The organism is Streptomyces sp. NPDC101234 (assembly GCF_044767525.1).
Lineage (GTDB): Bacteria > Actinomycetota > Actinomycetes > Streptomycetales > Streptomycetaceae > Streptomyces > Streptomyces sasae.
Window position 1 is genome coordinate 44770 of record NZ_JBIWOA010000012.1, and the last position, 25290, is coordinate 70059.

Annotated in this window: 25 protein-coding genes and 1 pseudogene; 4 read left to right on the forward strand and 22 right to left on the reverse strand. The window is 70.4% G+C overall.

Annotation, left to right across the window (positions count from 1 at the left end; all coding sequences use genetic code 11):
• Window positions 1–7: 7 nt before the first annotated feature.
• The 16 genes and pseudogenes from ACIRR9_RS22480 to ACIRR9_RS22555 all read right to left on the reverse strand — a co-directional run.
• Window positions 8–475: pseudogene (locus tag ACIRR9_RS22480) on the reverse strand (DNA-processing protein DprA); the annotation flags it as partial.
• Entirely contained in the window at window positions 472–2082 is a 1611-nt protein-coding gene (locus ACIRR9_RS22485; RefSeq protein WP_403754547.1) for a YifB family Mg chelatase-like AAA ATPase, read from the reverse strand. The pseudogene ACIRR9_RS22480 and the gene ACIRR9_RS22485, both read right to left, overlap by 4 nt.
• A 1-nt stretch (window position 2083) precedes the next feature.
• A complete protein-coding gene (locus ACIRR9_RS22490; RefSeq protein ID WP_316775078.1) occupies window positions 2084–2455 on the reverse strand; it encodes a YraN family protein in 372 nt (123 codons plus the stop codon).
• 119 nt (window positions 2456–2574) lie between these two features.
• Entirely contained in the window at window positions 2575–2883 is a 309-nt protein-coding gene (locus ACIRR9_RS22495; RefSeq protein ID WP_003965949.1) for a DUF2469 domain-containing protein, read from the reverse strand.
• A 56-nt stretch (window positions 2884–2939) separates the two neighbouring features.
• Window positions 2940–3446, reverse strand: a complete 507-nt coding sequence (locus tag ACIRR9_RS22500; RefSeq protein WP_123973842.1) for an NUDIX hydrolase — start codon at window positions 3444–3446, stop codon at window positions 2940–2942.
• Window positions 3436–4185: a signal peptidase I gene (gene lepB / locus ACIRR9_RS22505; protein ID WP_403754552.1), complete on the reverse strand. Its 750-nt coding sequence runs from the start codon at window positions 4183–4185 to the stop codon at window positions 3436–3438. Before lepB (ACIRR9_RS22505) ends, ACIRR9_RS22500 begins: the two co-directional genes overlap by 11 nt.
• Before the next feature lie 126 nt (window positions 4186–4311).
• Complete coding sequence (locus ACIRR9_RS22510) at window positions 4312–4719, reverse strand: hypothetical protein (RefSeq protein WP_123973844.1); 408 nt, start codon at window positions 4717–4719, stop codon at window positions 4312–4314.
• Window positions 4720–4901: 182 nt separating this feature from the next.
• Window positions 4902–5909, reverse strand: a complete 1008-nt coding sequence (gene lepB, locus ACIRR9_RS22515; protein ID WP_403754555.1) for a signal peptidase I — start codon at window positions 5907–5909, stop codon at window positions 4902–4904.
• Entirely contained in the window at window positions 5800–6888 is a 1089-nt protein-coding gene (gene lepB / locus ACIRR9_RS22520) for a signal peptidase I (protein WP_403754558.1), read from the reverse strand. The genes lepB (ACIRR9_RS22515) and lepB (ACIRR9_RS22520) overlap by 110 nt, the downstream gene beginning before the upstream one ends.
• On the reverse strand, window positions 6881–7576 hold the full coding sequence (lepB, locus tag ACIRR9_RS22525; RefSeq protein ID WP_403754561.1) for a signal peptidase I: 696 nt from the start codon (window positions 7574–7576) through the stop codon (window positions 6881–6883). Before lepB (ACIRR9_RS22525) ends, lepB (ACIRR9_RS22520) begins: the two co-directional genes overlap by 8 nt.
• Before the next feature lie 47 nt (window positions 7577–7623).
• Window positions 7624–7974, reverse strand: coding sequence for a 50S ribosomal protein L19 (rplS, locus tag ACIRR9_RS22530; RefSeq protein WP_365338348.1), 351 nt, complete (start codon window positions 7972–7974; stop codon window positions 7624–7626).
• 136 nt (window positions 7975–8110) lie between these two features.
• Window positions 8111–8944, reverse strand: coding sequence for a tRNA (guanosine(37)-N1)-methyltransferase TrmD (gene trmD / locus ACIRR9_RS22535; RefSeq protein ID WP_403754565.1), 834 nt, complete (start codon window positions 8942–8944; stop codon window positions 8111–8113).
• Window positions 8944–9486, reverse strand: coding sequence for a ribosome maturation factor RimM (rimM, locus tag ACIRR9_RS22540; protein ID WP_365338352.1), 543 nt, complete (start codon window positions 9484–9486; stop codon window positions 8944–8946). The genes trmD and rimM overlap by 1 nt, the downstream gene beginning before the upstream one ends.
• Before the next feature lie 91 nt (window positions 9487–9577).
• Window positions 9578–9817 (reverse strand): RNA-binding protein, encoded by a 240-nt coding sequence (locus tag ACIRR9_RS22545; RefSeq protein WP_003973401.1) that lies wholly within the window; start codon window positions 9815–9817, stop codon window positions 9578–9580.
• Between the two features lie 5 nt (window positions 9818–9822).
• Entirely contained in the window at window positions 9823–10242 is a 420-nt protein-coding gene (gene rpsP / locus ACIRR9_RS22550) for a 30S ribosomal protein S16 (RefSeq protein WP_123973851.1), read from the reverse strand.
• 282 nt (window positions 10243–10524) lie between these two features.
• The gene (locus ACIRR9_RS22555; protein WP_123973852.1) at window positions 10525–11121 is read right to left on the reverse strand and encodes a hypothetical protein; all 597 of its coding nucleotides are present in this window, start codon (window positions 11119–11121) and stop codon (window positions 10525–10527) included.
• Between the two features lie 588 nt (window positions 11122–11709).
• On the opposite strand from ACIRR9_RS22555, the gene ACIRR9_RS22560 reads away from it, so the two are divergent.
• Window positions 11710–12570, forward strand: coding sequence for an SAM-dependent methyltransferase (locus ACIRR9_RS22560; protein ID WP_403754570.1), 861 nt, complete (start codon window positions 11710–11712; stop codon window positions 12568–12570).
• A gap of 45 nt (window positions 12571–12615) precedes the next feature.
• Here ACIRR9_RS22560 and ffh read toward each other — a convergent pair whose 3' ends face one another.
• From ffh to ACIRR9_RS22585, 5 genes are all read right to left on the reverse strand, one after another.
• On the reverse strand, window positions 12616–14166 hold the full coding sequence (gene ffh / locus ACIRR9_RS22565) for a signal recognition particle protein (protein WP_403754573.1): 1551 nt from the start codon (window positions 14164–14166) through the stop codon (window positions 12616–12618).
• Between the two features lie 92 nt (window positions 14167–14258).
• Entirely contained in the window at window positions 14259–16715 is a 2457-nt protein-coding gene (locus ACIRR9_RS22570; protein WP_403754576.1) for a [protein-PII] uridylyltransferase, read from the reverse strand.
• A 35-nt stretch (window positions 16716–16750) separates the two neighbouring features.
• Window positions 16751–17089: a P-II family nitrogen regulator gene (locus ACIRR9_RS22575; protein WP_093498850.1), complete on the reverse strand. Its 339-nt coding sequence runs from the start codon at window positions 17087–17089 to the stop codon at window positions 16751–16753.
• Window positions 17086–18426: an ammonium transporter gene (locus ACIRR9_RS22580; protein ID WP_403754580.1), complete on the reverse strand. Its 1341-nt coding sequence runs from the start codon at window positions 18424–18426 to the stop codon at window positions 17086–17088. The genes ACIRR9_RS22575 and ACIRR9_RS22580 overlap by 4 nt, the downstream gene beginning before the upstream one ends.
• A 345-nt stretch (window positions 18427–18771) precedes the next feature.
• A complete protein-coding gene (locus ACIRR9_RS22585) occupies window positions 18772–20247 on the reverse strand; it encodes a hypothetical protein (protein ID WP_403754583.1) in 1476 nt (491 codons plus the stop codon).
• A gap of 456 nt (window positions 20248–20703) precedes the next feature.
• On the opposite strand from ACIRR9_RS22585, the gene ACIRR9_RS22590 reads away from it, so the two are divergent.
• Entirely contained in the window at window positions 20704–21360 is a 657-nt protein-coding gene (locus ACIRR9_RS22590; RefSeq protein ID WP_403754586.1) for a bifunctional DNA primase/polymerase, read from the forward strand.
• 87 nt (window positions 21361–21447) lie between these two features.
• On the opposite strand, the gene ftsY is transcribed toward ACIRR9_RS22590, so the two are convergent.
• Window positions 21448–22641: a signal recognition particle-docking protein FtsY gene (gene ftsY / locus ACIRR9_RS22595; RefSeq protein ID WP_403754589.1), complete on the reverse strand. Its 1194-nt coding sequence runs from the start codon at window positions 22639–22641 to the stop codon at window positions 21448–21450.
• A gap of 128 nt (window positions 22642–22769) precedes the next feature.
• Between ftsY and ACIRR9_RS22600 the strand changes: the two genes are divergently transcribed.
• Window positions 22770–24242, forward strand: a complete 1473-nt coding sequence (locus ACIRR9_RS22600; protein WP_403754592.1) for a cytosine permease — start codon at window positions 22770–22772, stop codon at window positions 24240–24242.
• 57 nt (window positions 24243–24299) lie between these two features.
• Complete coding sequence (locus ACIRR9_RS22605) at window positions 24300–25271, forward strand: LLM class flavin-dependent oxidoreductase (RefSeq protein WP_403754595.1); 972 nt, start codon at window positions 24300–24302, stop codon at window positions 25269–25271.
• The last annotated feature ends 19 nt before the right edge of the window (window positions 25272–25290 follow it).

A 25290-nucleotide genomic window follows, 5' to 3' on the forward strand; every position in this document is an offset into this window, starting at 1 on the left:
ATAGAACGTAGGCGCCGCCGGACACCACCACCCAGCCGCGTTCGGCGAGCCCGGCGGCGAGGGTGGCCGCCATGTGCGCCCCGTACTCCGTACAGGCCCGGGCCCCGACGACGGCGACGGCCCTGAGCGCCCACATCCGCAGACTGGGCCGCCCCCGCACCCACAGACCGAGGGGGCGGGCATCGCCGAGGTCGTCGAGCTGGGCGGGCCACTCGACGGTGCCGGGAACGACGAACCGGGCCCCGGCCTCCCGCGCGATCGCGAGGTCCCGCTCGGGGTCGGCCTGCCGGGCCCTGGCCCGGAGGCCGGCCCAGCGGGTCTGGCTGACCCCGGGCAGCGTGGCCGTGCCGCCCTCGCTCAGCCGCCGTACCACCTCCGCGGTCCCGTGCTCCCTCAGCCACCGCCCGCCCGTCTCGTCGCCGGGTTCGATGACCCTGGTGAGGAAGATCCGGGCGAGCAGGTCGCCGTCGCTCATGTCCGCACCCCTTCCAGGACGGCGCCGCGCCGGACGCCGGTGCGCAGCTCCAGGGCCAGGTTGACGTCGTTGGCGGTGGGCCGGTCGTGGCCCGCCAGGTCGGCGAGGGTCCAGGCGACCCGGAGCACCCGGTCGAGGCCACGGGCGGTGAGCAGCCCCCTGTCCAGATCCAGCTCGGCCTTGGCGAGCGCGCCGGGCCGGACGTGCCAGCGGGTGCGCAGTTCATGACCGGGCACTTCGCTGTTGGTGCGCCAGGGCAGCCCCTCGTAGCGGCGGGCGGTCCGCTCCCGGGCCGTGCGCACCCGGTCGGCCACGGCGGCGGAGGATTCGGCGCCGGTGTGGAGCCGCAGCAGTTCCTCCCTGGCGACCGGTTCGACGGCCACCCTGAGGTCCACGCGGTCCATCAGGGGGCCGGAGAGCCGGGCTCGGTACCGCTTGATCGAGGAGGGCCGGCACTCGCAGACGTCACCGGGGGTGCCGTGCCGGCCGCAGGGGCAGGGGTTGGCGGCCAGGACCATGAGGAACTTCGCGGGCATCCGCAGTATCCCGGCGGCCCGGGCGACCACGACGTGCCCCGACTCCAGGGGCTGGCGCAGGGCGTCCAGGACGCTGCCGTGGAACTCGGCGGCCTCGTCCAGGAAGAGCACGCCGTGGTGGGACAGCGACACCGCTCCGGGGCGTGGCAGGCCGGTTCCGCCGCCGACCAGGGATGCCATGGTGGCCGAGTGATGCGGGGCGCAGTAGGGCGGCCTGTCGACCAGGGGATGGCCGGGCGGCAGCATCCCGGCGACCGAGTGGACGGCGGTGACCTCCAGGGACTCCTGCCGGCTCAGTTCGGGCAGCAGCCCCGGCAGCCGTTCGGCCAGCATGGTCTTGCCGGCGCCGGGCGGACCCTTGAAGAAGACGTGATGCCGTCCGGCCGCCGCCACCTCCAGAGCGGCTCGGGCCACCTGTTGTCCCGCGACGTCGGCCAGGTCGGGTGCGTGCTCGCCGGTGACCATGCCGGTGCCGAGGCCCATGCCGGGCAGGGCCAGCCCCGCGATGAAGGGGTCCGGGCGGATCTCGCCGGGCACGGGTTCCTCGTCGGGGACCGGTTCGTCGGTGAGGACCGCGATCAGCTGGCGCAGGCTCCGGACGCCCAGCACCGACACCCCCGGCACGAGGGAGGCCTCCGGCACCGCGCTCTCCGGTACGACCACCTGCTCGTATCCGGCGTCGGCGGCTGCCAGCACCGCCGGCAGGATGCCCCGCACCGGCCGCACCCGCCCGTCCAGGCCCAGCTCGCCGATCATCACGATCTCGGCGAGCACCCGGGGGTCGATGCGCTCGGCCGCCCCGAGGACGGCCGCGGCGACAGCGAGGTCGAAGCCGCTGCCGCTCTTCGGCACCGACGCCGGGCTGAGCCCCACCGTGAGCTTCTTCGGCGGCCAGGCCGCCCCTGAGTTCACCACCGCCGCACGGACCCGGTCCTTGCTCTCCGTCAGGCTCTTGTCCGGCAGCCCGACCAGCGTGAACGCCGCCACCCCTGGCTCCAGGTCGGCCTGGACCTCCACCACCACGCCCTCGACGCCGACCAGCGCCACCGAGCACGTACGCGCGAAGCCCATCTCAGGCCACCCCCCGCGCGTGCTCGACCACGGGTGCCCCGCGCTGCGGCAGGAGCACGCCGATCACGTCGATGCGGACGCCGCCCGGCGGTGCTCCCCCGTGTGCGTGGATCCAGTGTTCGGCGAGGCCCCGCAGGCGCTCCGCCTTCTCGGGGGTCACCCCGGCCATGGGGTGTTCGAAGGGCCCCGCCCTCCGGGTCTTGACCTCGCACACGACCAGGACGTCCCCGTCCCGCGCCACGATGTCGATCTCGCCCGACCTGCCGCAGCGCCAGTTGCGCTCCAGGATGGTCAGACCGGCCTCGGCCAGCCGCCGCGCGGCCAGCGTCTCGCCGTACCTGCCGAGTGCACTGCGTGCCCGATTGGTGTTCATGTCGGCACCACCTCCGGCGCCAACCGTCACGCATGCCCGGCCAATGAGTTGATCTTGGTGGGGTTACTCGGCGGTTGTGGACAACTCCGTCACCCGCACGAGCGACCCTCCCGAGAACCTCAGCCGCCCGGAAGCTCCAGGTCGCTCTTGTTCAGCTCCTCGATGTTCACGTCCTTGAACGTGAGAACGCGGACCTGCTTCACGAATCGAGCCGGTCGGTACATGTCCCAGACCCAGGCATCCGCCATGGACACCTCGAAGAACACCTCACCCTGGACCGAGTGGACCTGCATCTCGTAGTCGTTGGTGAGGTAGAAGCGCCGCTCGGTCTCGATCACGTATTTGAACAGACCGACGACATCGCGGTACTCCCGGTAGAGCTTCAGCTCCATCTCGGTCTCGTACTTTTCGAGGTCCTCGGCGCTCATGGCATGTTCCCCTTCAGCCGTGCGATCCCACCATTGTGCGCCAGTCCCGCGCACCCCTAGACGATTTCCGTGTCGAGGGTGACGGGCCTGACGGGGGGACCTTCGTCGAGCAGCCTACGGAACAACTCGGCGAGTCTGGTCGGATACACCGTCTCATGTGCCCGGGTCAGTTCCTGGCACGTCCACCAACGCGCTCCGGCCACACTGCGCCGCTCCAGCTCGGTCAGGCCCCTGGCCTCGGTGGACGTCTGCGTGGTACGCGCGAGGTAGTACCACTCGTCCTGGTCCCAGCGGCGGCCGGCGAACGGGAAGGAGCACATCCGCCGCCACAGCACCGGGCCGAGCTCGACGTCCGTGATGCCGGTTTCCTCCGCGAGTTCCCGCAGAGCGGCCTGCTCACGGGTCTCGTCGCCCTCCAGTCCGCCGCCGGGGGTGAACCACCAGTCGTCGGCCGGATCGTCCGGTTCATGGCCGTACAGGAGCAGGATGCGGTCGTCGGGGTCGAGCAGGACCACACGGGCCACCTTGCGCGGCCCGCCCTCCGAGGGCGCCTCAGCGGGCACCGACGGGCTCCGCACGGCCGCCGGCGCGGGAGCGGCCCAGCAGCTTGGCGATCGGGCCGTACGCGCCGCCGAGGAGGACCAGCACACCGCCGGCCACGATCATGGCGGTGATGATGCGCAGCGGCCCCGGCTGGGAGAGGGAGCCGAGGGTCTCGAAGCCGGTCGGACGCTTGAGCATGCCGTTCATGGGCCAGATGACGGAGTCCACCCGGGCGATCACGGCGCTGCGCGCGACCGTACCCTTCGCCGCGTCCGTGAGGTGGGCGGTGGAGTCCAGGGAGCCCTGGCGCTCGTCGCCGAGGAGGAAGAGCCGGCCCTTGGGGACGGTGACGGTCGGGAAGCCCTGGAGCTCGGCCTGGGTGCCGGCCGGCAGATACGGTTCGTCGATGTGCTTGCCGTTGACGGTCAGCTTGCCGTTCGTGCAGCAGGCGACCGTGTCCCCGCCGACCGCGACCACGCGCTTGACGACGTCCGCGTTGGTGACCCAGCTCTTGTCGGCGAAGACCACGACGTCACCACGGCGCACCTCGCTGCCGTCGATGCGCTGCCCGAGGACCCGGTCCCCGGCGGCGATCGTCGGTGACATCGAGCTGGTGGGCACGGTGTACGGCCGGTAGACCACCGCCGCCCAGGCGAACCCTCCGAGGAACAGCAGCAGGCCCAGCCCGACGGCCAGCCCCGACAGTATGCCTCCGAGGTCGGTGCCCGACTTCCCGTTGCCACGCTCAGCAGTTCCCACGTCCACTCCCGATCCCGAAGTCCGCGCAGGGCACCATACCGTGGCAGGAAAACGACTGGGGAGGTCTCCCCGGGATCTTCAATCCCGGGGAGACCTCCCCACGGTCACCGGTGTTCGTGCGTCCGGTCAGGCCGCGCCGCAGCTCCAGGAGCTCCAGGTGCCGGCTTCCTTGCTGGAGTACTCGCCCGAGCCCGCCCGCAGGCAGACGCCCGTGCCCTCGGCGTAGCTCTTGTCGACGGTCACCGGGGAGCCGTCGGCCCCGTTGTGGTTCCAGATGACGAAGTCGTAGCCGCCACCGGACTGGTACGGAGCGACGTCCACCTCGACGACCGCGGACCAGCCGTCCGCGCACTCGTCGTACACGGTGAACGTCTCGCCGTAGGACGCGAAGTGCCCGGCGGAGGCGTGCGAACAGCCCGACTTCAGGCTCGGTCCGTACGCGGTGATGTCCGTCCCCGCCAAGGCCGGCGAGTTGGCGAGCCCGACCAGCGCGACCGCGCCGACCATTGCCCCCGCGAGCCGAAACTTCTTCATGTTGCCCCCAAAATTCAACAAAACCTTTGCCGTTCGGACAAGATCGGAGAGTAACAGTGACGATCTTGATTGGCGAACGAATATACGAATGCGATCGAGTCGTGACCGGAGACGCAAAGGGGCCCCATGAGCGGACCTTGCGGTCCGCTCATGGGGCCCCGGGGGCTGGTGTCCGGTTTTGTTCAGCCGCGGTGGGAGTCGGCGGCCGCCGCGGTCCGGGCGAGCCTGCGGCGCCGCAGGACGGCGAGCGGTACGACGCTCGCGAAGGCCACCGTCTGCGGCGCGTAGGGCAGTGCCGCGGCGGCGGACGTCTGCTTGTCGAGCCCGCTCTGGTCGAAGGTGTCGGGAATCGGCAGCGTGCCCCAGCGGTTGATCGGCCAGGCCTTGACGATGGCGCGGCCGACGACATCGCTGACCGGGACCATGCCGTGGTGCTCGTCGGACTGGTTGTAGCGCGAGTCACGGGAGTCCTGGCGGTGATCGCCCATGACCCAGATGTACCCCTTGGGCACCTTCACCGTGAACTGGCCGCCCTGGTCGTCGACGCTGCACGGGGTGTTGCCCTCGTACACATAAGGTTCGGTCAGCGCATGCCCGTTGACCATGAGCGGGCCGCTGCCCTTGCAGGAGATGGTGTCGCCGCCGACGCCGATGACCCGCTTGATGAGGTCCTTCTCCTCGGCGGACGGCATCAGGCCGATCCAGCTGAGGACCTCCTGCACGGCGTTGGGCTGGGGCGTCGGCTCGCCCTTCAGCCAGTCGCTCGGGTCGTGGAAGACGACGACCTCGCCGCGTTGCGGCTTGGACCCGAACCACGGGGTGAGCTTGTCGACCAGGACCCGGTCACCCACCTGGAGGGTGTTCTGCATCGATTCCGACGGAATCGAGAAAGCCTGCACCAGAAACGTCTTGATCAGCAGCGCCAGCACCAGCGCGATACCGATCAGGATCGGCAGCTCCTTCCAGAAGGAGCGGGGCTTCTTCGGTGCGGACGCCACCGAGTCGCCCCCGTCCCCGTCCGTGCCACCGCCGTGGGAGCCCGGACCGTCCACCGGGGTGCCGTCCCCGGCGGGCCCGGCGTCATTCGCGGGGGTGGAACCGCCGCCAGCGGTGGGGACATTCTCCACGGGGCGCCCGCTGTGCTCCTCGCCGTCGTGTCCCGACCGTGCGCCAACCGCTACATCCCCCACGCCAACTCCTCACTCTGCGCCGCCGCCCGCGCCATCCTCGGCGTAGGCCCACCACTCCCATAACGAGCGGGAGTTCCGCAGGGGTCGGGAGTTGGACGTATCCGTTCGGATCGTCGGAGGCAACCCTATGCGACAGCCGGGGAGCCGCGGTCGACCCCGACACAGAGTCAGCAACGCTTGCGAAGGTTTTAGGTTCATCGAGCTTGGTCCAGTGCCCGATGGGCCAGCCGATCATCATGGCCCGGCCCACCACCGAACTCACGGCCACCGTGCCGCCGTACGCGGTGTCCTGGTGGTAGCGCGAGTCGGCGGAGTTTCCCCGGTGGTCGCCCATCACCCACAGCCGGCCCTGCGGGACGGTGATGTCGAACTCCTGGGTGGAGGGAGCGTTCCCGGGATACAGGTAGTCGCCCTCGGTCAGTGCCACACCGTTGACGGTCACCCGGCCCTGCGAGTCACAGCACTTGACGTGGTCGCCGCCGACGCCGATGACCCGCTTGATGAGGTCCTTCTCGTTGGCGGAGGGCAGCAGACCGATGAAGGTGAGGCCTTCCTTGACCTGCTTGACGACGACGGGGTCGTTCGCCTTGGTGGTCTGCTCCCCGTTGAGCCAGCCGCCCGGGTCGTGGAAGACCACGACGTCCCCGCGGTGCGGCTTCCACCCGAACCACGGGGTGAACTTGTCGACCAGGACGCGGTCGCCGATCCGGATCGTCTGCTCCATGGAGCCCGACGGGATCACGAAGGCCTGGACGAGGAACGTCTTCAGCACCAGAGCTATCAGGACGGCCACACCGACCAGCAGCGGTATCTCCCGCATCGCTCCGCGCCGGCGCTTGCGCTTGACCTTGCGCTGCAGCTTGCGCCGCTCCGCGCGGCTACGGCCACTGCCCGGGCTGGAGGTGCGCCGGCCCCCGGTGGGCAGCAGGGTGGCGGCCGCGTCGGTGGCCACACCGCGCGGCTTGCCGCGGTTACCCATGCGCCGCTCCCGCCGCCGGCACGCGCGCATAGACGGCGGGACGAGTGAGGCGGGTCCAGTGTGCGTACGGCCAGACGATCCAGTCGGCCCGTCCGATCACGTCCTTGACGGGGATCATGCCGCCGCCGGGTGAGCCCAGGTGGTCCCGGGAGTCACTGGAGTCGCTGCGATGGTCCCCCAGGACGAAGAGCCTGCCGTCGGGCACGACGACATCGAAGGGCACAACAGAAGGGGTGTCCCCGGGATAGAGGAACGCGGTCTCGTCGACCGACCGGCCGTTCACTTCGATCCTCCCCTTCTTGTCGCAGCAGACCACATGGTCTCCTCCCACACCGACAACGCGTTTGATGTAGTCGGCGTCCCCGAAGTACCCGGTGCCGTCGAACACAACGACATCTCCCCGGCGCGGCTGGGCACCGAACCGGTACACCAACTTATTTACGAGAACCCGGTCTCCGATCCTCAATCCCTGTTCCATGGATCCGCTGGGAATCTGGAATGGCTGGGCCACGAAAGTGTTGAGGACGAGCAAAAACGCCAGGCAGGTGAAGAGGGTCAGGGTGATCCAGCCGCCCGGGAGCCGGTCGGTGATCCGCGACAGCAACGCGAAACGCGACCGGTCCTCCACGGCCTCTGGTTCGGGGCGGGAGGAGCGGTCGCGCTCCGTCGGCTGTGCTTCGGTGTCCATCGGGGCCAGATGTTATCCGGCCTCGATAAGAATCCCGTCGCGCGAGATCAGCGCTCGCGCTTCTCCTTGATCTTCGCAGCCTTACCGCGCAGGTCGCGCAGGTAGTAGAGCTTGGCGCGACGCACGTCACCACGGGTGACGAGCTCGATCTTCTCGACGATCGGGGTGTGCACCGGGAAGGTGCGCTCGACGCCGACGGAGAAGGAGACCTTGCGGACCGTGAAGGTCTCGCGGACACCGCTGCCCTGGCGGCGGATCACAACGCCCTTGAACTGCTGCACACGGGAGCGGTTGCCCTCGATGACGCGGACGTGGACGTTGACGGTGTCACCCGGGCGGAAGGCCGGGACGTCGCTGCGCAGCGACGCGGAGTCGACGATGTCGAGCAGGTGAGACATTTCGTCTGCTTTCTTCGCTGATGCCACAGGTCATCAACGGAAACTAGGTGTTCCATGAGGACTGCCGTGCGGGTCGGGGCGGGCGTCGTGTCCCCCTGCGGCAGGGGCGCACACCGGACGGACGCACAGCAGCGGCCTATTCTTCCATGCCCTCTGGCCTGCGCCAAAATCGGCCGTGGGGCGCGCCCGCCGGGTCCGGGGCCCAGCCCAGGATGGAGAGCATCTCGCGGTCCTTCTTGTCGAACGCCTTGGGGTCGCAGCGCTCGATCAGGTCGGGCCGGTGGGCGGCGGTCCGCTTCAGGGCCTCGTCGCGGCGCCAGCGGGCGATCTTGCCGTGATGGCCGCTGAGCAGCACGTCGGGGATGTCCCGGCCGCGCCAGACGGGCGGCTTGGTGTAGACGGGGCCTTCCAGGAGGTTCGCCATCGCGCCGGGCGCGAAGGAGTCGTCCCGGTGCGACTCGGCGTTGCCGAGGACGCCGGGCAGCAGCCTGGCCACGGCCTCCGTGATGACCAGTACGGCCGCCTCGCCGCCGGCCAGCACATAGTCGCCGATGGACACCTCGTACACCGGCATCCGGGTGGCGTACTCGTCCATGACGCGCCGGTCGATGCCCTCGTAACGGGCCGGGGTGAAGATCAGCCAGGGCCGCTCGGAGAGTTCGACGGCGAGTTCCTGGGTGAAGGGGCGGCCGCTGGGGGTGGGGACGATCAGCGCGGGAGTGTGCGAGCCGGTCTCGTAGCCGTCGGCGAGCGCCGAGTCGAGGGCGTCGCCCCAGGGCTCGGTCTTCATGACCATGCCGGGCCCGCCGCCGTACGGGGTGTCGTCGACGGTGTTGTGACGGTCGTACGTCCACGCCCGCAGGTCGTGCACATGGACGTTCAGCTGTCCACGCGCGCGTGCCTTGCCGACGAGCGAGACGTTCAGCGGTTCCAGGTACTCGGGAAAGATCGTGACGACGTCGAGGCGCATTACGACTCGTCCCGGGAGGACGCGATCTCCGCCTGGTCGTCGATCAGGCCCGGCGGGGGCGCGATGACCGCCTTCTGCTCCTCCAGGTCGATCTCGACGACGATCTCCTCGACGAAGGGGATCATCACCTCGCTGCCGTCGGGGCGCTCGACGATGAACAGGTCCTGGGACGGCAGGTGCGAGATCTCGGTGATCCGGCCGACCTCGGTGCCGTCGACGGTGACCACGTCCAGGTCCATGAGCTGGTGGTCGTAGTACTCGTCCTCGCCCTCGGGCAGTTCCTCCGGGTCGATCTCGGCGATCAGGAGGGTGTTGCGGAGGGCCTCGGCGCCGGTGCGGTCCTTGACGCCCTCGAAGCGCAGGAGCAGGCGGCCGCTGTGCACGCGGCCCGTCTCGATGGTGAGCGGTCCCAGGCCGGCGGGATCGGTGGCGAGTACGGCGCCGGGCCCGAGCCTGAGCTCCGGTTCGTCGGTACGTACCTCCACGGTGACCTCGCCCTTGATGCCGTGGGCGCGGCCGATCCGTGCGACTACGAGCTGCACTGTGCTTGTTCTCCTGTCGTCTCCTGCTCATACGACTGCGGGCCGGGGACGGCCAGTGGCCCTCCCCGGCCCGAGCCGGTTGCGATAAGCGTCAGCGGACGTGATCGACGTCGACGAGGTCGACGCGGACTCCCCTGCCGCCGATGGCACCCACGACGGTGCGCAGGGCACGCGCGGTGCGGCCGTTGCGGCCGATCACCTTGCCGAGGTCGTCGGGGTGCACCCGGACCTCCAGCACGCGCCCGCGACGCAGGTTGCGCGAGGCGACCTGCACATCGTCGGGGTTGTCGACGATGCCCTTCACGAGGTGCTCAAGCGCCTCTTCGAGCATGCTGCTCAGGCCTCGGTCGACTCGGACTCAGCCGCGGCCTCGTCCTTCTTCTCAGCCTTCTTCTTCTGGGTGATCGCCTCACCCTTGCCCTCGTCGTCACCGCCGAGCGCCTCGAACGACGGACGCGTGGCCTTCGGAGCGGCCACGAGCAGCGGCGCCGGGGCGGGCTCGCCCTTGAACTTCTGCCAGTCGCCGGTCTTCTTCAGGATGGCGAGCACGGGCTCGGTCGGCTGGGCGCCGACGCCGAGCCAGTAAGCGGCGCGCTCGGCGTCCACCTCGATGACCGACGGGTTGTAGGTCGGGTGGTACTTGCCGATCTCCTCGATCGCACGGCCGTCACGGCGGGTGCGGGAGTCGGCGACGACGATGCGGTAGTGAGGCGAACGGATCTTGCCCAGACGCTTCAGCTTGATCTTGACTGCCACGGGAGTGGATTCTCCTGGTTTTGACGTGGTTGGGCACGGCGAGACTGCCGCGTGGGGTTGCGGTACCCGAGTGCCCGATGGACGCGTCAGCCGGAGGAGAGAGGGGTCCTGTGCGGCTGTCGAGTACAGCTAGCCATTGTGCCACACCCTGCGGGTCGCTCTGTCCGGCGGTCGTGCGAGGGCACGCCTGAAGCGCACCCGGCGTGGAGGTGGTGTACGTCGGGTGCGCCGGCCGGCATCACGGCGAGGCGATGGCCACGGCTGCCACGAGCAGCCGTGGGTCTACGCCGCGCCCACGATCTCCGGGATGCGGAACGGCTTGCCGCAGCCGCCGCACACGATGGGGGCCTGGGCCAGCACCGACGGGACGACCCGGACGTTGCGCCCGCAGTCGCACACCGCCTTGACGCGGACACCGCCCCCGGACGAGCCATGGCGGGCGGCCGGGCCGCGGAAGGTGCGGGAGGTGTCGGCGGAGGTGGCCACCGTGTGTGCCTTGAGAGCGCGTTGCAGTCTCTCGATGGTCGGGCGGTAGCGGCGCTTGGCCTCGGGGTTGAGCGTGACCAGCGAGAAGCCGCTGCTGGGGTGCGGCTCGTCGGGGTGGTCCAGGCCCAGCTCCTCGGCGATCGCGAGGAATCTGCGGTTGTGGTAGCGCCCGGCCCGGGAGGTGTCGCGGACCCCTCGGGCGGCGGCGATGCCGTGGACTGCCTCATGGAGCAGCCGTTCGAAGGAGAGTTCGTGACCGCACGCGGACGACGACTCCCCGATCAGGGACTCTGGCGCGGCAAGGTCCGGCAGCTCGGGGTGGTACCGCTGAATGTCGGCCCACGCCTCTGCCAGCTCTGCGGCGAGAACAGGTGGTGTCTGTGTCGTGCTCACGTAATGACAACGAGCGGGAGTGCCGCTGTGTTCCTATTCCGGGCCATCCCAAATAATTTGCACGTACCCGTCAGTTGCCACTGATGCGTGGAGACGAGTACGGGTGCGCTGATCTGCGGAGAAGCCTCACAGCTCATACCAAGCCGGTGCGTAGTCTGACGTACGACCCGACACGTAGCCCCGTCGCGGGGAGCGGGACGGCTGTGGTCGGCGGATGCGCAAGATGCGTTTCGGTCGCTCTCGTGGCGCAGGACGCTACCCCGGTCAGCGTGCGCGGCGCCGCCGACGTTACTCCGGAGCCCGTCGTCATCCGGCACCCGCCCGTCTGCGGCGGCCAGACACCGTACGGCCGTCGCGACGGCCGACCATGGCCGGAACCGCCGTTCCGTGGGTCCGATGGTAGAGCCCCAAGTTGCCGGGATGTGAAATCTCGCCACAGTCGCAGCGCAGGCACAAGCCGGGACCCGCGACCCCTGGACGCCACCGCGAGCCCGGAGTTATGTGGCATAGGTGGGAAGTGCGAGCGCACGGCACGGGGGCCACGGAATCGGTCAGTGCGTATCTCTCGGCGGATTGGGGCGCTTACCTATGACACCTACGCTCGTGCGGCAGCACCGGTCCCACGCGGATTCCACCCCCCGCGTGAACCTGTGCGCACGCGCGCGTGACTGGTCCGAGATCCAGGAGCGGATGCTGGTCCCGCTCTACGAGACCGTCCACGGGCGACTCGAAGTGGGTCCCGCCACCCGGCTGCTCGGCCTGCACTGCGGCTCCGGATTAGCCCTGCTGATGGCGGCGGCCAGAGGAGCCGCGGTGACCGGCGTCGACTCCTCCCCCGAACGACTCGCCCTCGCCCGTGAGCGTCTGCTGCCCGACCCGGCCCTCGGGGCACGCGCGCGTGGCCGTGCCGCCCGGGTCGTGGAGGGCTCGCCCGGGGACGCGGCGGACGCGCAGGCACCGGCATACAACCTGATCACCGCCTTCGACCCGATCGGCTGCCTGGCCGGCGACTCCGAAGGGCTCGGTGACCTGCTCGCGGAGGCGACGCCGCTGGCGGAGCACGGGGCGGCCGTGGTGCTGGCCGGCTGGGGTCCGCCGGAGCGCTGCGCGACCTCGTCCGTGCTGCGGGTGGCCGCGAAATTGGCCGATCCTTTGCGCAGTACGGGCAGTTGGCGCCCGGCTTGTCGCGATGATCTGGAGGAGGTCGCGCAGCGGGCCGGTCTGCGGATCGACGGTTCCGGGCGGGTCTCCTGCCCGTTCGGGTACGCCGACACGGACAGCGCGGTACGCGGGCTGCTGTCGACCGGGCTGTTCGACGCGGCGATCGCGGCGACCGACCAGGAGCAGGTCGGCAAGGAGCTGACCGAGGCGCTCCACCCGCACCAGCGCGCGGACGGCACGGTGTGGATGCCCAACGTCTTCCGCTACCTGATCGCCCGCGTGCCCTGAGGGACTCCCCCCAGCTGTCGCTGGGGGTGCCCCGCACAGGTGGGCTCAGCCCATGAACTTCTTGAACTCGTCCGGCAGCTCGAAGTCCTCGGCGCCCTGCTGGGGCACTCCGAAGGCGTTGCCGCCCTGAGCGGCGGCCTCGCGGCGCTGGGCGGCCTCCAGCTCCTGCTGCTTGCGCTTCATCGGGTTGCCGGAGCGCTGCTTGCCCTTGGCCTGCTTCTGCTGCTTCTTCTGCCGGCCGGGGCCGCCGCCCATGCCCGGGATCCCCGGCATGCCCGGCATACCGCCGCCCTGGGCCATGCGGGACATCATCTTGCGGGCCTCGAAGAACCGCTCGACGAGTCCCTTGACCGCGCTGACCTCGACACCGGAACCCTTGGCGATACGGGCGCGGCGCGAGCCGTTGATGATCGTCGGGTCCTGGCGCTCGCCCGGCGTCATCGACTTGATGATCGCGGCGGTGCGGTCCACGTCCCGCTCGTCGAGGTTGTTGATCTGGTCCTTGATCTGGCCCATGCCGGGCAGCATCCCGAGGAGCTTCGAGATGGAGCCCATCTTCCTGACCTGCTCCATCTGGGACAGGAAGTCGTCCAGGGTGAAGTCCTGGCCCTTCTTGGACGCCAGCTTGGAGGCCATCTTCTGGGCCTCTTCCTGGCTGAACGTCTTCTCCGCCTGCTCGATCAGGGTGAGCAGGTCACCCATGTCGAGGATGCGGGAGGCCATCCGGTCCGGGTGGAAGGCGTCGAAGTCGTCGAGCTTCTCGCCGTTCGACGCGAACATGATCGGCTTGCCGGTGACCTGGCGGATCGACAGCGCGGCACCACCGCGGGCGTCACCGTCGAGCTTGGAGAGGACGACACCGTCGAAGCCGACGCCGTCCCGGAAGGCCTCGGCGGTGGTGACGGCGTCCTGGCCGATCATGGCGTCGACGACGAACAGGATCTCGTCGGGCGAGACGGCGTCGCGGATGTCCGCGGCCTGTTGCATCAGCTCCTGGTCGATACCGAGGCGGCCGGCGGTGTCCACGATCACGATGTCGTGGACCTTGGCCTTCGCGAACTCGATGGAGTCCTTGGCGACCTTGACCGGGTCGCCGACGCCGTTGCCCGGCTCGGGCGCGTAGACCGCGGCACCGGCGCGCTCGGCGACGACGCTGAGCTGGTTGACGGCGTTGGGGCGCTGGAGGTCGGCGGCGACCAGCAGCGGGGAGTGGCCCTGCTCCTTGAGCCAGTGGGCCAGCTTGCCCGCGAGGGTGGTCTTACCGGCACCCTGGAGACCGGCGAGCATGATCACGGTGGGCGGCTGCTTGGCGAACCGCAGCCGCCGCGTCTCGCCACCGAGGATGGTGACGAGCTCGTCGTTGACGATCTTCAGGACCTGCTGGGCCGGGTTCAGCGCCTTGGAGACCTCGGAGCCGAGCGCCCGTTCCTTGACGTTCTTGATGAACGTACGGACGACCGGAAGGGCCACGTCCGCCTCGAGGAGCGCGATGCGGATCTCCCGCGCCGTGGCGTCGATGTCCGCTTCGCTCAGACGTCCCTTGCCGCGCAGATTCTTGAAGGTCGCTGAAAGGCGATCGGAGAGAGTGTCGAACACGGCGGCGTCGGTCCTCGGAGTCGGGGGCGGTGAGCGTCTTCCAGGGTATCCAACCGCGCAAGGAAGTCGTCCCGCCTTGCACGACCAGGTGATCAGGCCCTCAGTGTCTCCTCCAGTTTGCGCGCCACGGAGGTCGCCTCCTCGGCGGGCAGCGGCGAGTGGTCGGTGGCGGTCACGTAGAAGGCGTCGACGGCGTTGGACCCGAGCGTGCTGACATGCGCGCTGCGCACCCGCACCTCGGCGTCCTCCAGGGCCCGTCCGATCCGGAACAGCAGCCCGGGTGCGTCCTGGGCCCGTACCTCGATCACCGTGGCGTGCCGGGAGGCCGCCGAGGCCACCGTCACGCGCGGCGGCGGGGCCACCCGGCCGCGCCGCCTCGGGTAGGCCGCGTCCCGTTCCGCCAGGCGTCCGGCGATGTCCAGGGAGCCGTCCAGGGCCCGGACCAGGTCCGCCCGCAGCCGGGCGGCCTGGGGCAGCGAGCCGTACTCGGCGGCCACCCGCCAGTCGAGAAGCAGGACCGTGCCGTCGTCGACGTCGTCGGGGAGCTCGACGGTGCGCAGTTCGGCGGTGCGGACGGTGAGGCGGTGCATGGCCAGGATTCCGGAGACGGCCGGGAGGACGCCCGGCTGGTCCGGTACGGCGATGAGCAGTTCCACGCCGAGCGGCTCGGGTTCGCCGGCCGGCTCGTCCTCGGTGGCCGTCGGCTCGGTCTGGGCGCGCAGGGCCAGGACCGGTCCGCCGGTACGGAAGGCCTCGATGGCCAGCCGCTCCTGTTCGGCCGTGGGGGCGGCGGGCTCGGGCTCGTCGGCGGTGTCTCCGGCGAGCACCGCGGATACCCGCTTGACCAGGTCGGCGACGAGGGAGCCGCGCCAGGAGGACCAGGCGGCCGGGCCGGTGGCCAGCGCATCGGCCTCGGTGAGGGCGTGCAGCAGCTCCAGGGTGCCCTGGGTGCCGACCGCCTCGGCGACCAGCCGGACCGTGGCGGGGTCCTCCAGGTCGCGCCGGGTGGCCGTCTCGATGAGGAGGAGGTGGTGCCGTACCAGGGCCGCCAGGACCGCCACGTCGGAGCGGTCGAAGCCGATCCTGGCCGCCACGTCCTTGGCGATGATCTCGCCGGCCACCGAGTGGTCGCCGGGCCAGCCCTTGCCGATATCGTGCAGCAGGGCGGCGACCAGGAGCAGGTCGGGGCGGTGCACACGGCGGGCGAACTCGGAGGCGCGGACGGCGGTCTCGATGAGGTGGCGGTCGACGGTCCAGATGTGCACGGCGTTGCGCTGCGGCCGGCAGCGCACCCGCTCCCAGTCGGGAAGCAGCCGGGTGATCAGGCCCTCCGCCTCCAGCGCCTCCCAGACGTCGACCGTGGGGCGGCCGGAGCCGAGCAGCGTGACCAGTTGTTCGCGGGCCTCTGCGGGCCAGGGCGTGGCCAGGGGACGGGCGGTGGCGGCCATCCGCCGTACGGCGTGCAGGGAGAGCGGGAGGCCGGCCTGGGCGGCGGCGGCCGCGGCGCGCAGCGGGAGCACGGGGTCGCGTTCGGGGCGTGCGGTGCGGGCGAGCACCACCTCGCCGTCCTGCTCCACCACCCCTTCGGCCAGCGGGGAGCGCTCGGCGACCGGCTTGCCGCCGCCCAGCATGGCGCGCAGCCGCGGGCGGACGGCGCGTGAGCGCAGTACGCGGCCCACTTCGCGCCAGGTGACATCACTGGCGTACGAAATGACCCGCGCGGACTCGTAGACCTGGCGCAAGAGGGTGTCGGCGTCGAGGAGGTCCAGCTCGGCGGCGACCTGGTCCTGCTCCTGGAGCGCGAGGCGGTCGGTGGCGCGCCCGGTGGCGAGGTGCAGGGCGTCACGGACGTCCAGCAGGCGCCTGCGGGCGTCGGCGAGGCCCTCACGCGGGGCGTCGGCCAGCCAGGAGGCGGCGACGGCGCGCAGGGCGGTGGCGTCGCGGAGGCCGCCGCGGGCCTCCTTCAGGTCGGGCTCCAGAAGGTACTGGAGCTCGCCCTGGCGCTCGGCGCGCTCGACGCACAGCTCCTGGAGCTCGGGGAGGCGTTTGGGCGCCTGGTTGCGCCAGTCGGCGAGGATCGCGGTGCGCAGTCCGGAGGTCAGGCCCAGATCGCCGGCGATATGACGGGCGTCGAGGAGGCCGAGCTGGACCTTGAGGTCCTCGCCGGCGGTCTTGCGGGCCTCGGCGGAGGTGCGCACGGAGTGGTCGAGGGCCAGCCCCAGGTCCCAGACCGGGTACCAGAGCCGGTCGGCGACGGCGGCCACCGCGCCGGAGTCGCCGCCGTCGTGCAGCAGCAGGAGGTCGAGGTCACTGCGCGGGGAGAGCTCGCCGCGGCCGTAGCCGCCGACGGCGACCAGGGAGACGCCGCCCTTGATGCCTTCGGTGGCGGCCGCGAACAGGCCGGTCAGCCATTCGTCCGTGAGTTCCGCGAGGGCGGTACGGCGCGGCGGCCCGGACCGCGCCTCCTCGGTGAGGAGGCGCAGCCGGGCCGCCGCATAGCCGCTGGGTCCCGTGTCCTCTGTGTCGTTCCGAACATCCGTACCCGTCACCCAGCGACTCCTGCCTGTATTCAGGTGGTTCTGTTCTACAGCGCGTCCGGCCCGCGTTCGCCGGTGCGGACCCGTACGGCGGTCTCGACCGGGAGCGACCAGACCTTGCCGTCACCGATCTTGCCGGTGCGGGCGGCCTTGACGATGACGTCGATCAGCTGCTCGGCGTCCTCGTCCTCGGCCAGTACCTCGATACGGATCTTGGGCACCAGGTCGACCGTGTACTCCGCACCACGGTAGACCTCGGTGTGGCCGCGCTGCCGACCGTAGCCGCTGGCCTCGGTGACCGTGAGGCCGTGGACGCCGAAGGCCTGCAGGGCCTCCTTGATCTCGTCGAGCCGGTGGGGCTTCACGACGGCGGTGATGAGCTTCATGCGTCCACCTTCTTGCTCGAACCGGCCAGGGCCCCGCCGGAGATGGCGCTGCCGACACCGCCGCCCGCGCCGCTGAAGTCGTATGCAGTCTCGGCGTGCTCGGCCTGGTCGATGCCGGAGATCTCGTCGTCCTCGGAGACCCGCATACCGAGGGTCTTGTCGAGGAGGAAGGCGAGGACCGCCGAGACGACCAGCGAGTAGGCGAGGACGGCACCGACACCGGCGCACTGCTTCCACAGCTGGGTGAAGGAGTGGTCACCGTAGAAGACGCCGGTCGCGGTGGACTGGCCCTTGCCGGTGGCGAAGAAGCCGATGAGCAGGGAACCGATGATGCCGCCGACCATGTGGACGCCGACCACGTCGAGGGAGTCGTCGTAGCCGAACTTGAACTTCAGGCCGACGGCCGCGGCGCAGGCGACACCGGCGATGGCACCGACGGCGATCGCGCCGAGCGGGGAGACCGCACCACCGGACGGGGTGATCGCGACCAGACCGGCGACCGCGCCGGAGGCGGCGCCCAGCGTGGTGAACGCGCCGTGCCGGATCTTCTCGTAGGCGAGCCAGGCGAGCATGGCGGCGGCGGTGGCGACCTGGGTGTTGACGAACATCAGCGCGCCGACGCCGTCGTCGTTGCCGAGCCACGAGCCGGCGTTGAAGCCGAACCAGCCGAACCACAGCAGACCGGCGCCGAGCATGACCAGCGGGAGGCTGTGCGGGCGCATCGGGTCCTTCTTGAAGCCGACGCGCTTGCCGATGACCAGGATGACGCCGAGGGCGCCGGCACCGGCGTTGATGTGGACCGCGGTACCACCGGCGAAGTCGATCACACCGAGCTTGTAGGCCCAGCCGTCGGCGCCCCAGACCCAGTGGGCGACCGGGACGTAGACGACCGTGAGCCACAGGGCGACGAAGAGCGCCCAGGCCGAGAACTTCACACGGTCCGCGATGGCGCCGCTTATCAGGGCCGGTGTGATGACCGCGAACATCATCTGGAAGACCATGAAGACGAACACCGGGATGGTGTAGCCGGGCCAGAGCTCCGTCAGCCCGACGTTGCTCATGCCCAGCCAGTGGGAGTCGAAGCCGATGAAGCCGTTCTTGGTGCCGAAGGCAAAGGAGAAGCCGTAGAGCACCCACAGGATGGTGACGATCCCGATGCTGATGAAGCTCATCATCAGCATGTTCAGGGTGCTCTTGACGCGGACCATGCCGCCGTAGAAGAAGGCGAGGCCCGGCGTCATGAGCAGCACCAGGGCGGAACAGATGAGCATGAAGCCCGTGTTAGCGGCAGACAGCTTGGGTGCCTCCGCTGCCAGCGTGATGGCGGCTGGTGCCATCGGCGTCTCCTCGTCGGTTGGTACGGCCCCGTGCGGGTCGGAGCGTGTGAGCGGTCCGGTCAAGCGGGGGGTGGGCCGGTTATGCGCCATGAGATTGACGCAGCGCGGTTTCGGTCGTTGCCCCTCGTTGTTTCGCCGGAGTGACGAAGGCGCCCTGTGTGTTACGCGTAGATGAATTGCGAGATGTCCGACTGTGGGATCGTTATCGTGACGCAACCTTCCCGCGGGTGACCCGCGGACGAAAAAAGGCCGGCCGCGGTGGCCTTCCGATGACCTGGCGTGGGGGAGCCGAGTCGGGCAGTTCGGAAGGGCCGGCCGCGGCCGGGGTCCTGGGCCTGCCGGGGTTCAGACCGCCTCGGCGGTCTCCGGCAGGTCGGCGGCGAGCTGTTCGGTGAGGTCGACGACCGCCGCGAGCTCGCCGTACTCGCGGACGGCCGAGTCGACCGTCTTTCGAATACGAGTGTTGACGCGCTCGGAGCGCACCTTCTTGGCGATGCCCATGGCCTCCGAGGCCAGAACCGTGCTCTGCTCGGGCTCGCCGCGCAGCAGGTGCACGGTGGCCATGCCGATGAGGTTGAGCGCATACGACCGCTGGTGCTCGGTGTCCTTGGCGAACAGCTCCACGGCCTTCTGCATCAGGGGCTCGGCCAGGGAGGCGTAGGTGGGGCTGCGGCCGGCGACATAGGCGAGGTCGCGGAAGGAGTGACTGTTCTCGCCGTAGAGCTCGGCCTCGGAGAAGAAGCGGATCCAGTCGGGGTCCGGGTCGTCCCACTCGTCGGCCTCGGCGAAGGTGTCCTCGGCCATCCGGACGGCCCGCTTGCACTTGCCGGGCTGGCCCATGTTGGCGTAGGCGCGGGCCTCCATCGCATACAGCATCGACTGGGTGCGCGGGCTGGCGCAGTCCCGGCTGCCGTACTGGGCGAGATGGATGAGCTCCAGGGCGTCGTCGGGCCGGCCGAGGTGGATCATCTGGCGGCTCATGCTGGACAGGACGTACGAGCCGAGCGGCTTGTCGCCGGCCTCCTTCGCCGCGTGCAGGGCCAGCACGAAGTACTTCTGGGCGGTGGGCTGGAGTCCGACGTCGTAGGACATCCAGCCGGCCAGCTCGGCCAGTTCGGCGGCGACCTTGAAGAGCTTGCGCTCGGTGGCCTCGGGCTGGGGTTCCTGGAGGAGGTCGGTGACCTCGTGCAGCTGGCCGACGACCGCCTTGCGGCGCAGACCGCCGCCGCACTGGGCGTCCCACTGGCGGAACATCACCGTCGTGGACTCCAGGAGGTCCAGCTCGGGCTTGGAGAGGCGGCCGGGGCGGCGGGACTCGGCCGCCGGTTCCGGGGCCGCCTGCGGGGCGGTGGGCGAGGGTACGAGCCAGCGCTGCATGGGCTCGATGAGGGACGGGCCCGCCGACAGCACCAGCGAGGTTCCGAGGAAGCCGCGCCGCGCCAGCATCAGGTCGCTGCGCGAGAACTCGCTGAGCAGGGCCACTGTCTGCGGGCCCGTCCAGGGCAGGTCGACGCCGGTCGCCGAGGGTGACTGGCGGGCGGCCCGCAGCCCCAGGTCCTCGACCGAGACGACACAGCCGAACCGCTCGGAGAACAGCTCGGAGAGGATCCTGGGGATCGGCTCGCGCGGGTTCTCCCCGTCCAGCCAGCGACGCACCCTGGACGTGTCCGTCGAGATGTGATTGGCGCCCAACTGGCGTGCCCTGCGGTTCACTTGCCGTGCCAGCTCGCCCTTCGACCAGCCGCTGCGCACGAACCACGAGTTGAGCAGCTCGTTGGGGCGCTTGTCAGCGTTCGTCCCGCTACCGCTGTTGCCGCCCACTGGAACGCCCCCATCCCTGAGACCACTTGATGCCGATGCGCCAAGCCCTATCAGAATGCCGGTAAATACGGCCGCCCGTCCGGTAGTTCTCACCCTTCGAACGGGATGCCGAGTTGCCTCCGGCATACCCACGAGTGCATGTGCCCCCAGGCCTCGTGCACTCAAAGTAATCCTACGATCACTGCTCCAGCCATTGCGATCCCGGAAACGCCACCATTCGCCACCCCTTCGAATGAACTCACGATGGCCTTGGCGCGATTCACTTGACATAGGACGGCCGGGAGTAGGCGGAACGATGCACTCGGGGGCGCATGTCCCCACACGCACCCCCCGAGGCGCTTCGAAGCGCCGCCTTGACCTTGCGGGCCGGAGGGAAGGCGGAGCCGTAGCGTCACGTTCCGTTTCCGTCCCGTTCCGCGTCGTAACCACCGGCGCGCCGGACCCGTTGGAGGGGGCATGGGCTTCACGATCGGCGGCATTCGCGAGATCCGCTCCGGCACACGCCGGCGCGGTCGTTCATCGGACTGCACCGCCGTCGCCGAGTTCACCGGCCTGTGGGGCTGGGACGTGGCGCCGGGTGCCCGGGCGGCGGCCGGTGCGTGTTCCTGCGGACACGCCGACTGTCCCGCACCGGGGGCGCATCCGCTGGACTTCGCCCCCCAGGTGTCCGCCGGGGCCACGCTCGACGAGGTCACCAAGGCCTGGGGCGAGTTCCCGGGTGCGGCGGTGATGCTGCCCGTCGGCCGCGCCTTCGACGTCATCGAGGTCGCCGAGCCCGCCGGGCGGCGTGCCCTGGCCCGCCTGGAGCGCATGGGCCTCCCGCTCGGTCCGGTCGCCGCCACCCCGGAGGGCCGCACCCACTTCTTCGTCGCCCCCGGCGCCGCCGCCGAACTGCCCGAGCTGCTCTACCGCATGGGCTGGGACGACCCGACCTCGCTGGACCTGCGCGGCCTCGGCTCCGGTACGCACATCACCGCGCCGCCGTCCGACCGGGGCGGCCTGGGCCCGGTGCGCTGGCTGCGGCCGCCGGCGCTGGACTCGGCGACGAGGCCGCCCGCGGCACGCCTGCTGCTCGGGACGCTGGCCTACGTGGCGCACCGGTCGCGGGTGTAGGAGCCGTACACACCGAAGCGCCCGTCCCCGACTGCACCTCGGGAACGGGCGCTTCTCACGCCTGTGCGGAGTAAATTTACCCCTCTGCTACTCCCCGATAAGGGCGTCAACGAACGCCTCCGGCTCGAACGGCGCCAGGTCGTCCGCGCCCTCGCCGAGGCCGATGAGCTTGACCGGGACGCCCAGTTCACGCTGGACCGCGATCACGATGCCGCCCTTGGCGGTGCCGTCCAGCTTGGTGAGCACGATGCCGGTGATGTCCACGACCTCGGCGAAGACCCGGGCCTGGACCAGGCCGTTCTGCCCGGTGGTGGCGTCGAGGACGAGCAGCACCTCGTCCAGCGGGGCGTGCTTCTCGACGACCCGCTTGACCTTGCCGAGCTCGTCCATGAGGCCGGTCTTGGTGTGCAGACGGCCCGCGGTGTCGATGAGGACGACGTCGACCCCCATCTCCTTGCCCTCCTTCACCGCGTCGAAGGCGACGGAGGCGGGGTCACCGGCCTCCGGCCCGCGCACGGTGTGGGCGCCGACCCGCTCGCCCCAGGTCTGGAGCTGGTCCGCGGCGGCGGCCCGGAAGGTGTCGGCGGCGCCGAGGACGACGGTACGGCCGTCGGCGACGAGCACCCGGGCGAGCTTGCCGGTGGTGGTGGTCTTGCCGGTGCCGTTGACGCCGACGACCATCACGATGCCCGGCTTGCGGTCTTCGGGCTCGGTCTTCACGGTGCGGTCGGCTTCGGTGCCGACCAACTTGAGCAGCTCCTCGCGCAGCAGGCCGCGCAGCTCCGCCGGGGTGCGGGTGCCGAGCACCTTGACGCGCTCGCGCAGCTGGTCGACCAGCTCGGTGGTGGGCTGCACACCGACGTCGGCGGTGAGCAGGGTGTCCTCGATCTCCTCCCAGGTCTCGTCGTCGAGGTGCTCGCGCGAGAGCAGCGTGAGCAGCCCCTTGCCGAGGGCGTTCTGGGAGCGGGAGAGCCGGGCGCGCAGCCGGACCAGGCGGCCGGCGGTGGGCTCGGGGATCTCGATCTCGGGGGCGGCGGGCTCTTCTACGACGACGGGAGCCGAGCCGCCGGGAAGGTCGACCTCCTCTATCGTCCGGCGCGGTTCGTCGCGCGGCGTCTCGGCCTCGTCGCCGACGTGCGGCTCGGCCGGGGGCGCGGTGATGTCGGGCGCGGCGGGCGGCGGCGGAGGCAGCGACTTCTTGCGCCGGCTGCCGACGACCAGCCCGCCGAGCGCGCCGAGCACGACCACGGCGATGACTACAGCAAGGATGACGGTTTCCATAACCCGTCCAGTATCCATCCCTCCCTCGCGGCCGACTTTGTTCCCTCGCGAAGGAGTTTCCGGATGTTCCCTCGAATCCCGGTGTCCCTTTTGAGGGGATTCATATGACTAACGTACGATGATTGACCATGAGCACCACCGCCCATCACGACGGCCCGCTCGAACATCTCGAAGAGTCACTGGAGCACCACGGCCTCGAAACCCGGGGCATCGAACCGGTCCCGGACTCCGAGCGCACCGCGACAACCCGCGGACTGCTCCCCACCTGGATCGCCGCCAACATCACCGTCCTGCTGGTGACCATGGGGGCGAGCCTGGCGGTGTCGTTCCGGCTGAACTTCTGGCAGGCCCTGGTGGTCGCCGGCACGGCGCCGATCGTGTCGTACGGCCCGGTCGGGCTGATCGGCATCGCGGGAAAGCGCGGTGGCGCACCCGGTATGACCCTGTCCCGCGCGGTCTTCGGACAGCGCGGCAACCTGCTTCCCGGCGGGCTGATCTGGGTCGCGCGCTGGGGCTGGGAGACGATCAACGCGGTGACCGGCGCCTATGCGCTGCTGACCGTCCTGTACATCCTCTTCGGCATCAGGCACAACACCGCGTTGACCATCGCGACCCTGCTGTTCTTCGTGATCGCCACGTTCGCGATCTCGGGCATGGGCATCAAGGCGGTACGGCGGTGCAGCCGCTTGGCGGCCTGGCTGTTCGGCGCGTTCTCCCTGCTGGTCCTCGGCCGGCTGATCGTGAAGACGGACTGGCACAGGGTGTTCGGGCAGGACCCCGGGCCCACGGCCGCGATGATCACCGGGGTCGGGCTGATCGCGGCGGGCGGGATGAGCTGGGCGCCGGCCGCGCCGGACTTCACGCGGTATCTGCCGGGTACGGCGTCCTCGACGGCAATCGTGCGCAACACGGTCGGCGGCGCGGGGGTCGTCGTACTTCCCCTGGTCCTGATGGGCGCGGTGACGGCGTCGGCCATGCCCGACCTCGCCAGGGCGGCCGACCCGGTCTCCTTCCTGGGAGCGGTCCTCCCCCTCTGGCTCGCGGTGCCCTATCTCCTCATCACCCTGGTCGGGATGCTGCTGATCAACGCGATGTCGATGTACTCGGCGGGCTTCACCGCGCAGACGCTCGGCTTCCGCATCCACCGCCACTGGGCGGTCTCGGTCAACGCGGTGATCTCGCTGGCCCTCGGTGGCGTCCTGATGCTGGCCGCGGCCTCTTTCATGGGCTCCTTCATCGCCTTCCTGTCCCTGCTCGCGGTGGCGTTCTCGGCCTGGGTGGGCGTCTTCGGCGTCGACATGCTCCGCCGTCGGGAGTACGACGCCCAGGCCCTCCTCGACACGACCCCGGCCGGCGCCTACTGGTACCGGGCGGGCTTCTCCCCCGCCGCCGTGGCGGCCTGGGCGCTCGGCCTGGCGACCGGTCTTCTCTTCACCAGGTCCGACTGGTTCACCGGCCCGCTGGCACAGCACACCCCCGTCGGCCGGTACGGCCTCGGCTGGCTCGCGACGATCGTCGTCTCCGGCGCGCTGTACGCGGCGCTGCCGAAGCCGCCGGTGGTGCCGGCGCCGGCCGAGCGGTCCTCGGCCCTGGCCGTCTGACGCACCGTCAGCTACTGTCCCCGCACACCCGCCCGGCGAAGGTGAAGGGGAACTCCCATGCCCGTCTCGGTCGTCCGCTTCAACCTCGTCGAGCCCGGGGCCGACCCCGCGTCTCTGAGTGCCCGCTACCGGGCGGCCGTGGAGATGGCCGCGTACGCCGACGAGCACGGGATCACCACGGTCCAGACCGAGGAACACCACGGGGTCGACAACAACTGGCTGCCGTCGCCGTTCGCCTTCGCGGGCGCGGTGTTCGGGGCGACCCGGAACATCGCGGTGACCGTGTCGGCCGTGATCGGTCCGCTGCACGACCCGTTGCGGCTGGCCGAGGACATCGCGGTCCTCGACCTGCTCAGCGGGGGGCGGCTGGTGACGGTCGCCGGGATCGGCTACCGGCCGGAGGAGTACGCGCTGTTCGACGTGGAGTGGAAGCGACGCGGGCGGCTGCAGGACGAGGTGCTGGAGACTCTGCTGAAGGCGTGGACCGGCGAGGAGTTCGAGTACCGGGGCCGTACGGTACGGGTCACACCGCGCCCCTTCACCAGTCCGCATCCCCTGCTCCTGGTGGGCGGCTCCTCCGAGGCCGCCGCCCGTCGCGCCGCCCGTCTCGGTCTCCCCTTCTTCCCGAGCGCTCATCTGCCGGAGCTGGAGGCGTTCTACAAGGAGAGGCTCACCGAGTACGGCACGGAGGGCTGGACGATGATGCCCACCGCGGAGACTCCGCTGCTGCACATCGCGGAGGACCCGGACCGGGCGTGGGCGCAGTACGGACGGCACTTCCTGCACGAGGCCCGGACGTACGCGTCCTGGCAGTCCGGGGACATCCGCTCGGCGGTGCGGTCGGCTGCCACGACAGTGGAGGAGCTCCGCGCGGAGGGCGTCTACCGGATCCTCACACCCCAGGAGTGCGTGTCGGCGGGGCTGGACAACCTGGTGCTGCATCCGCTGGCCGGCGGGATGCCGGTGGAGGAGGGGTGGCGGAGTCTGCGGCTGTTCGGGGAGGCGGTGCTTCCGGCGCTGCCGGCGTAGCGGGACCGGTGTGCCGGCG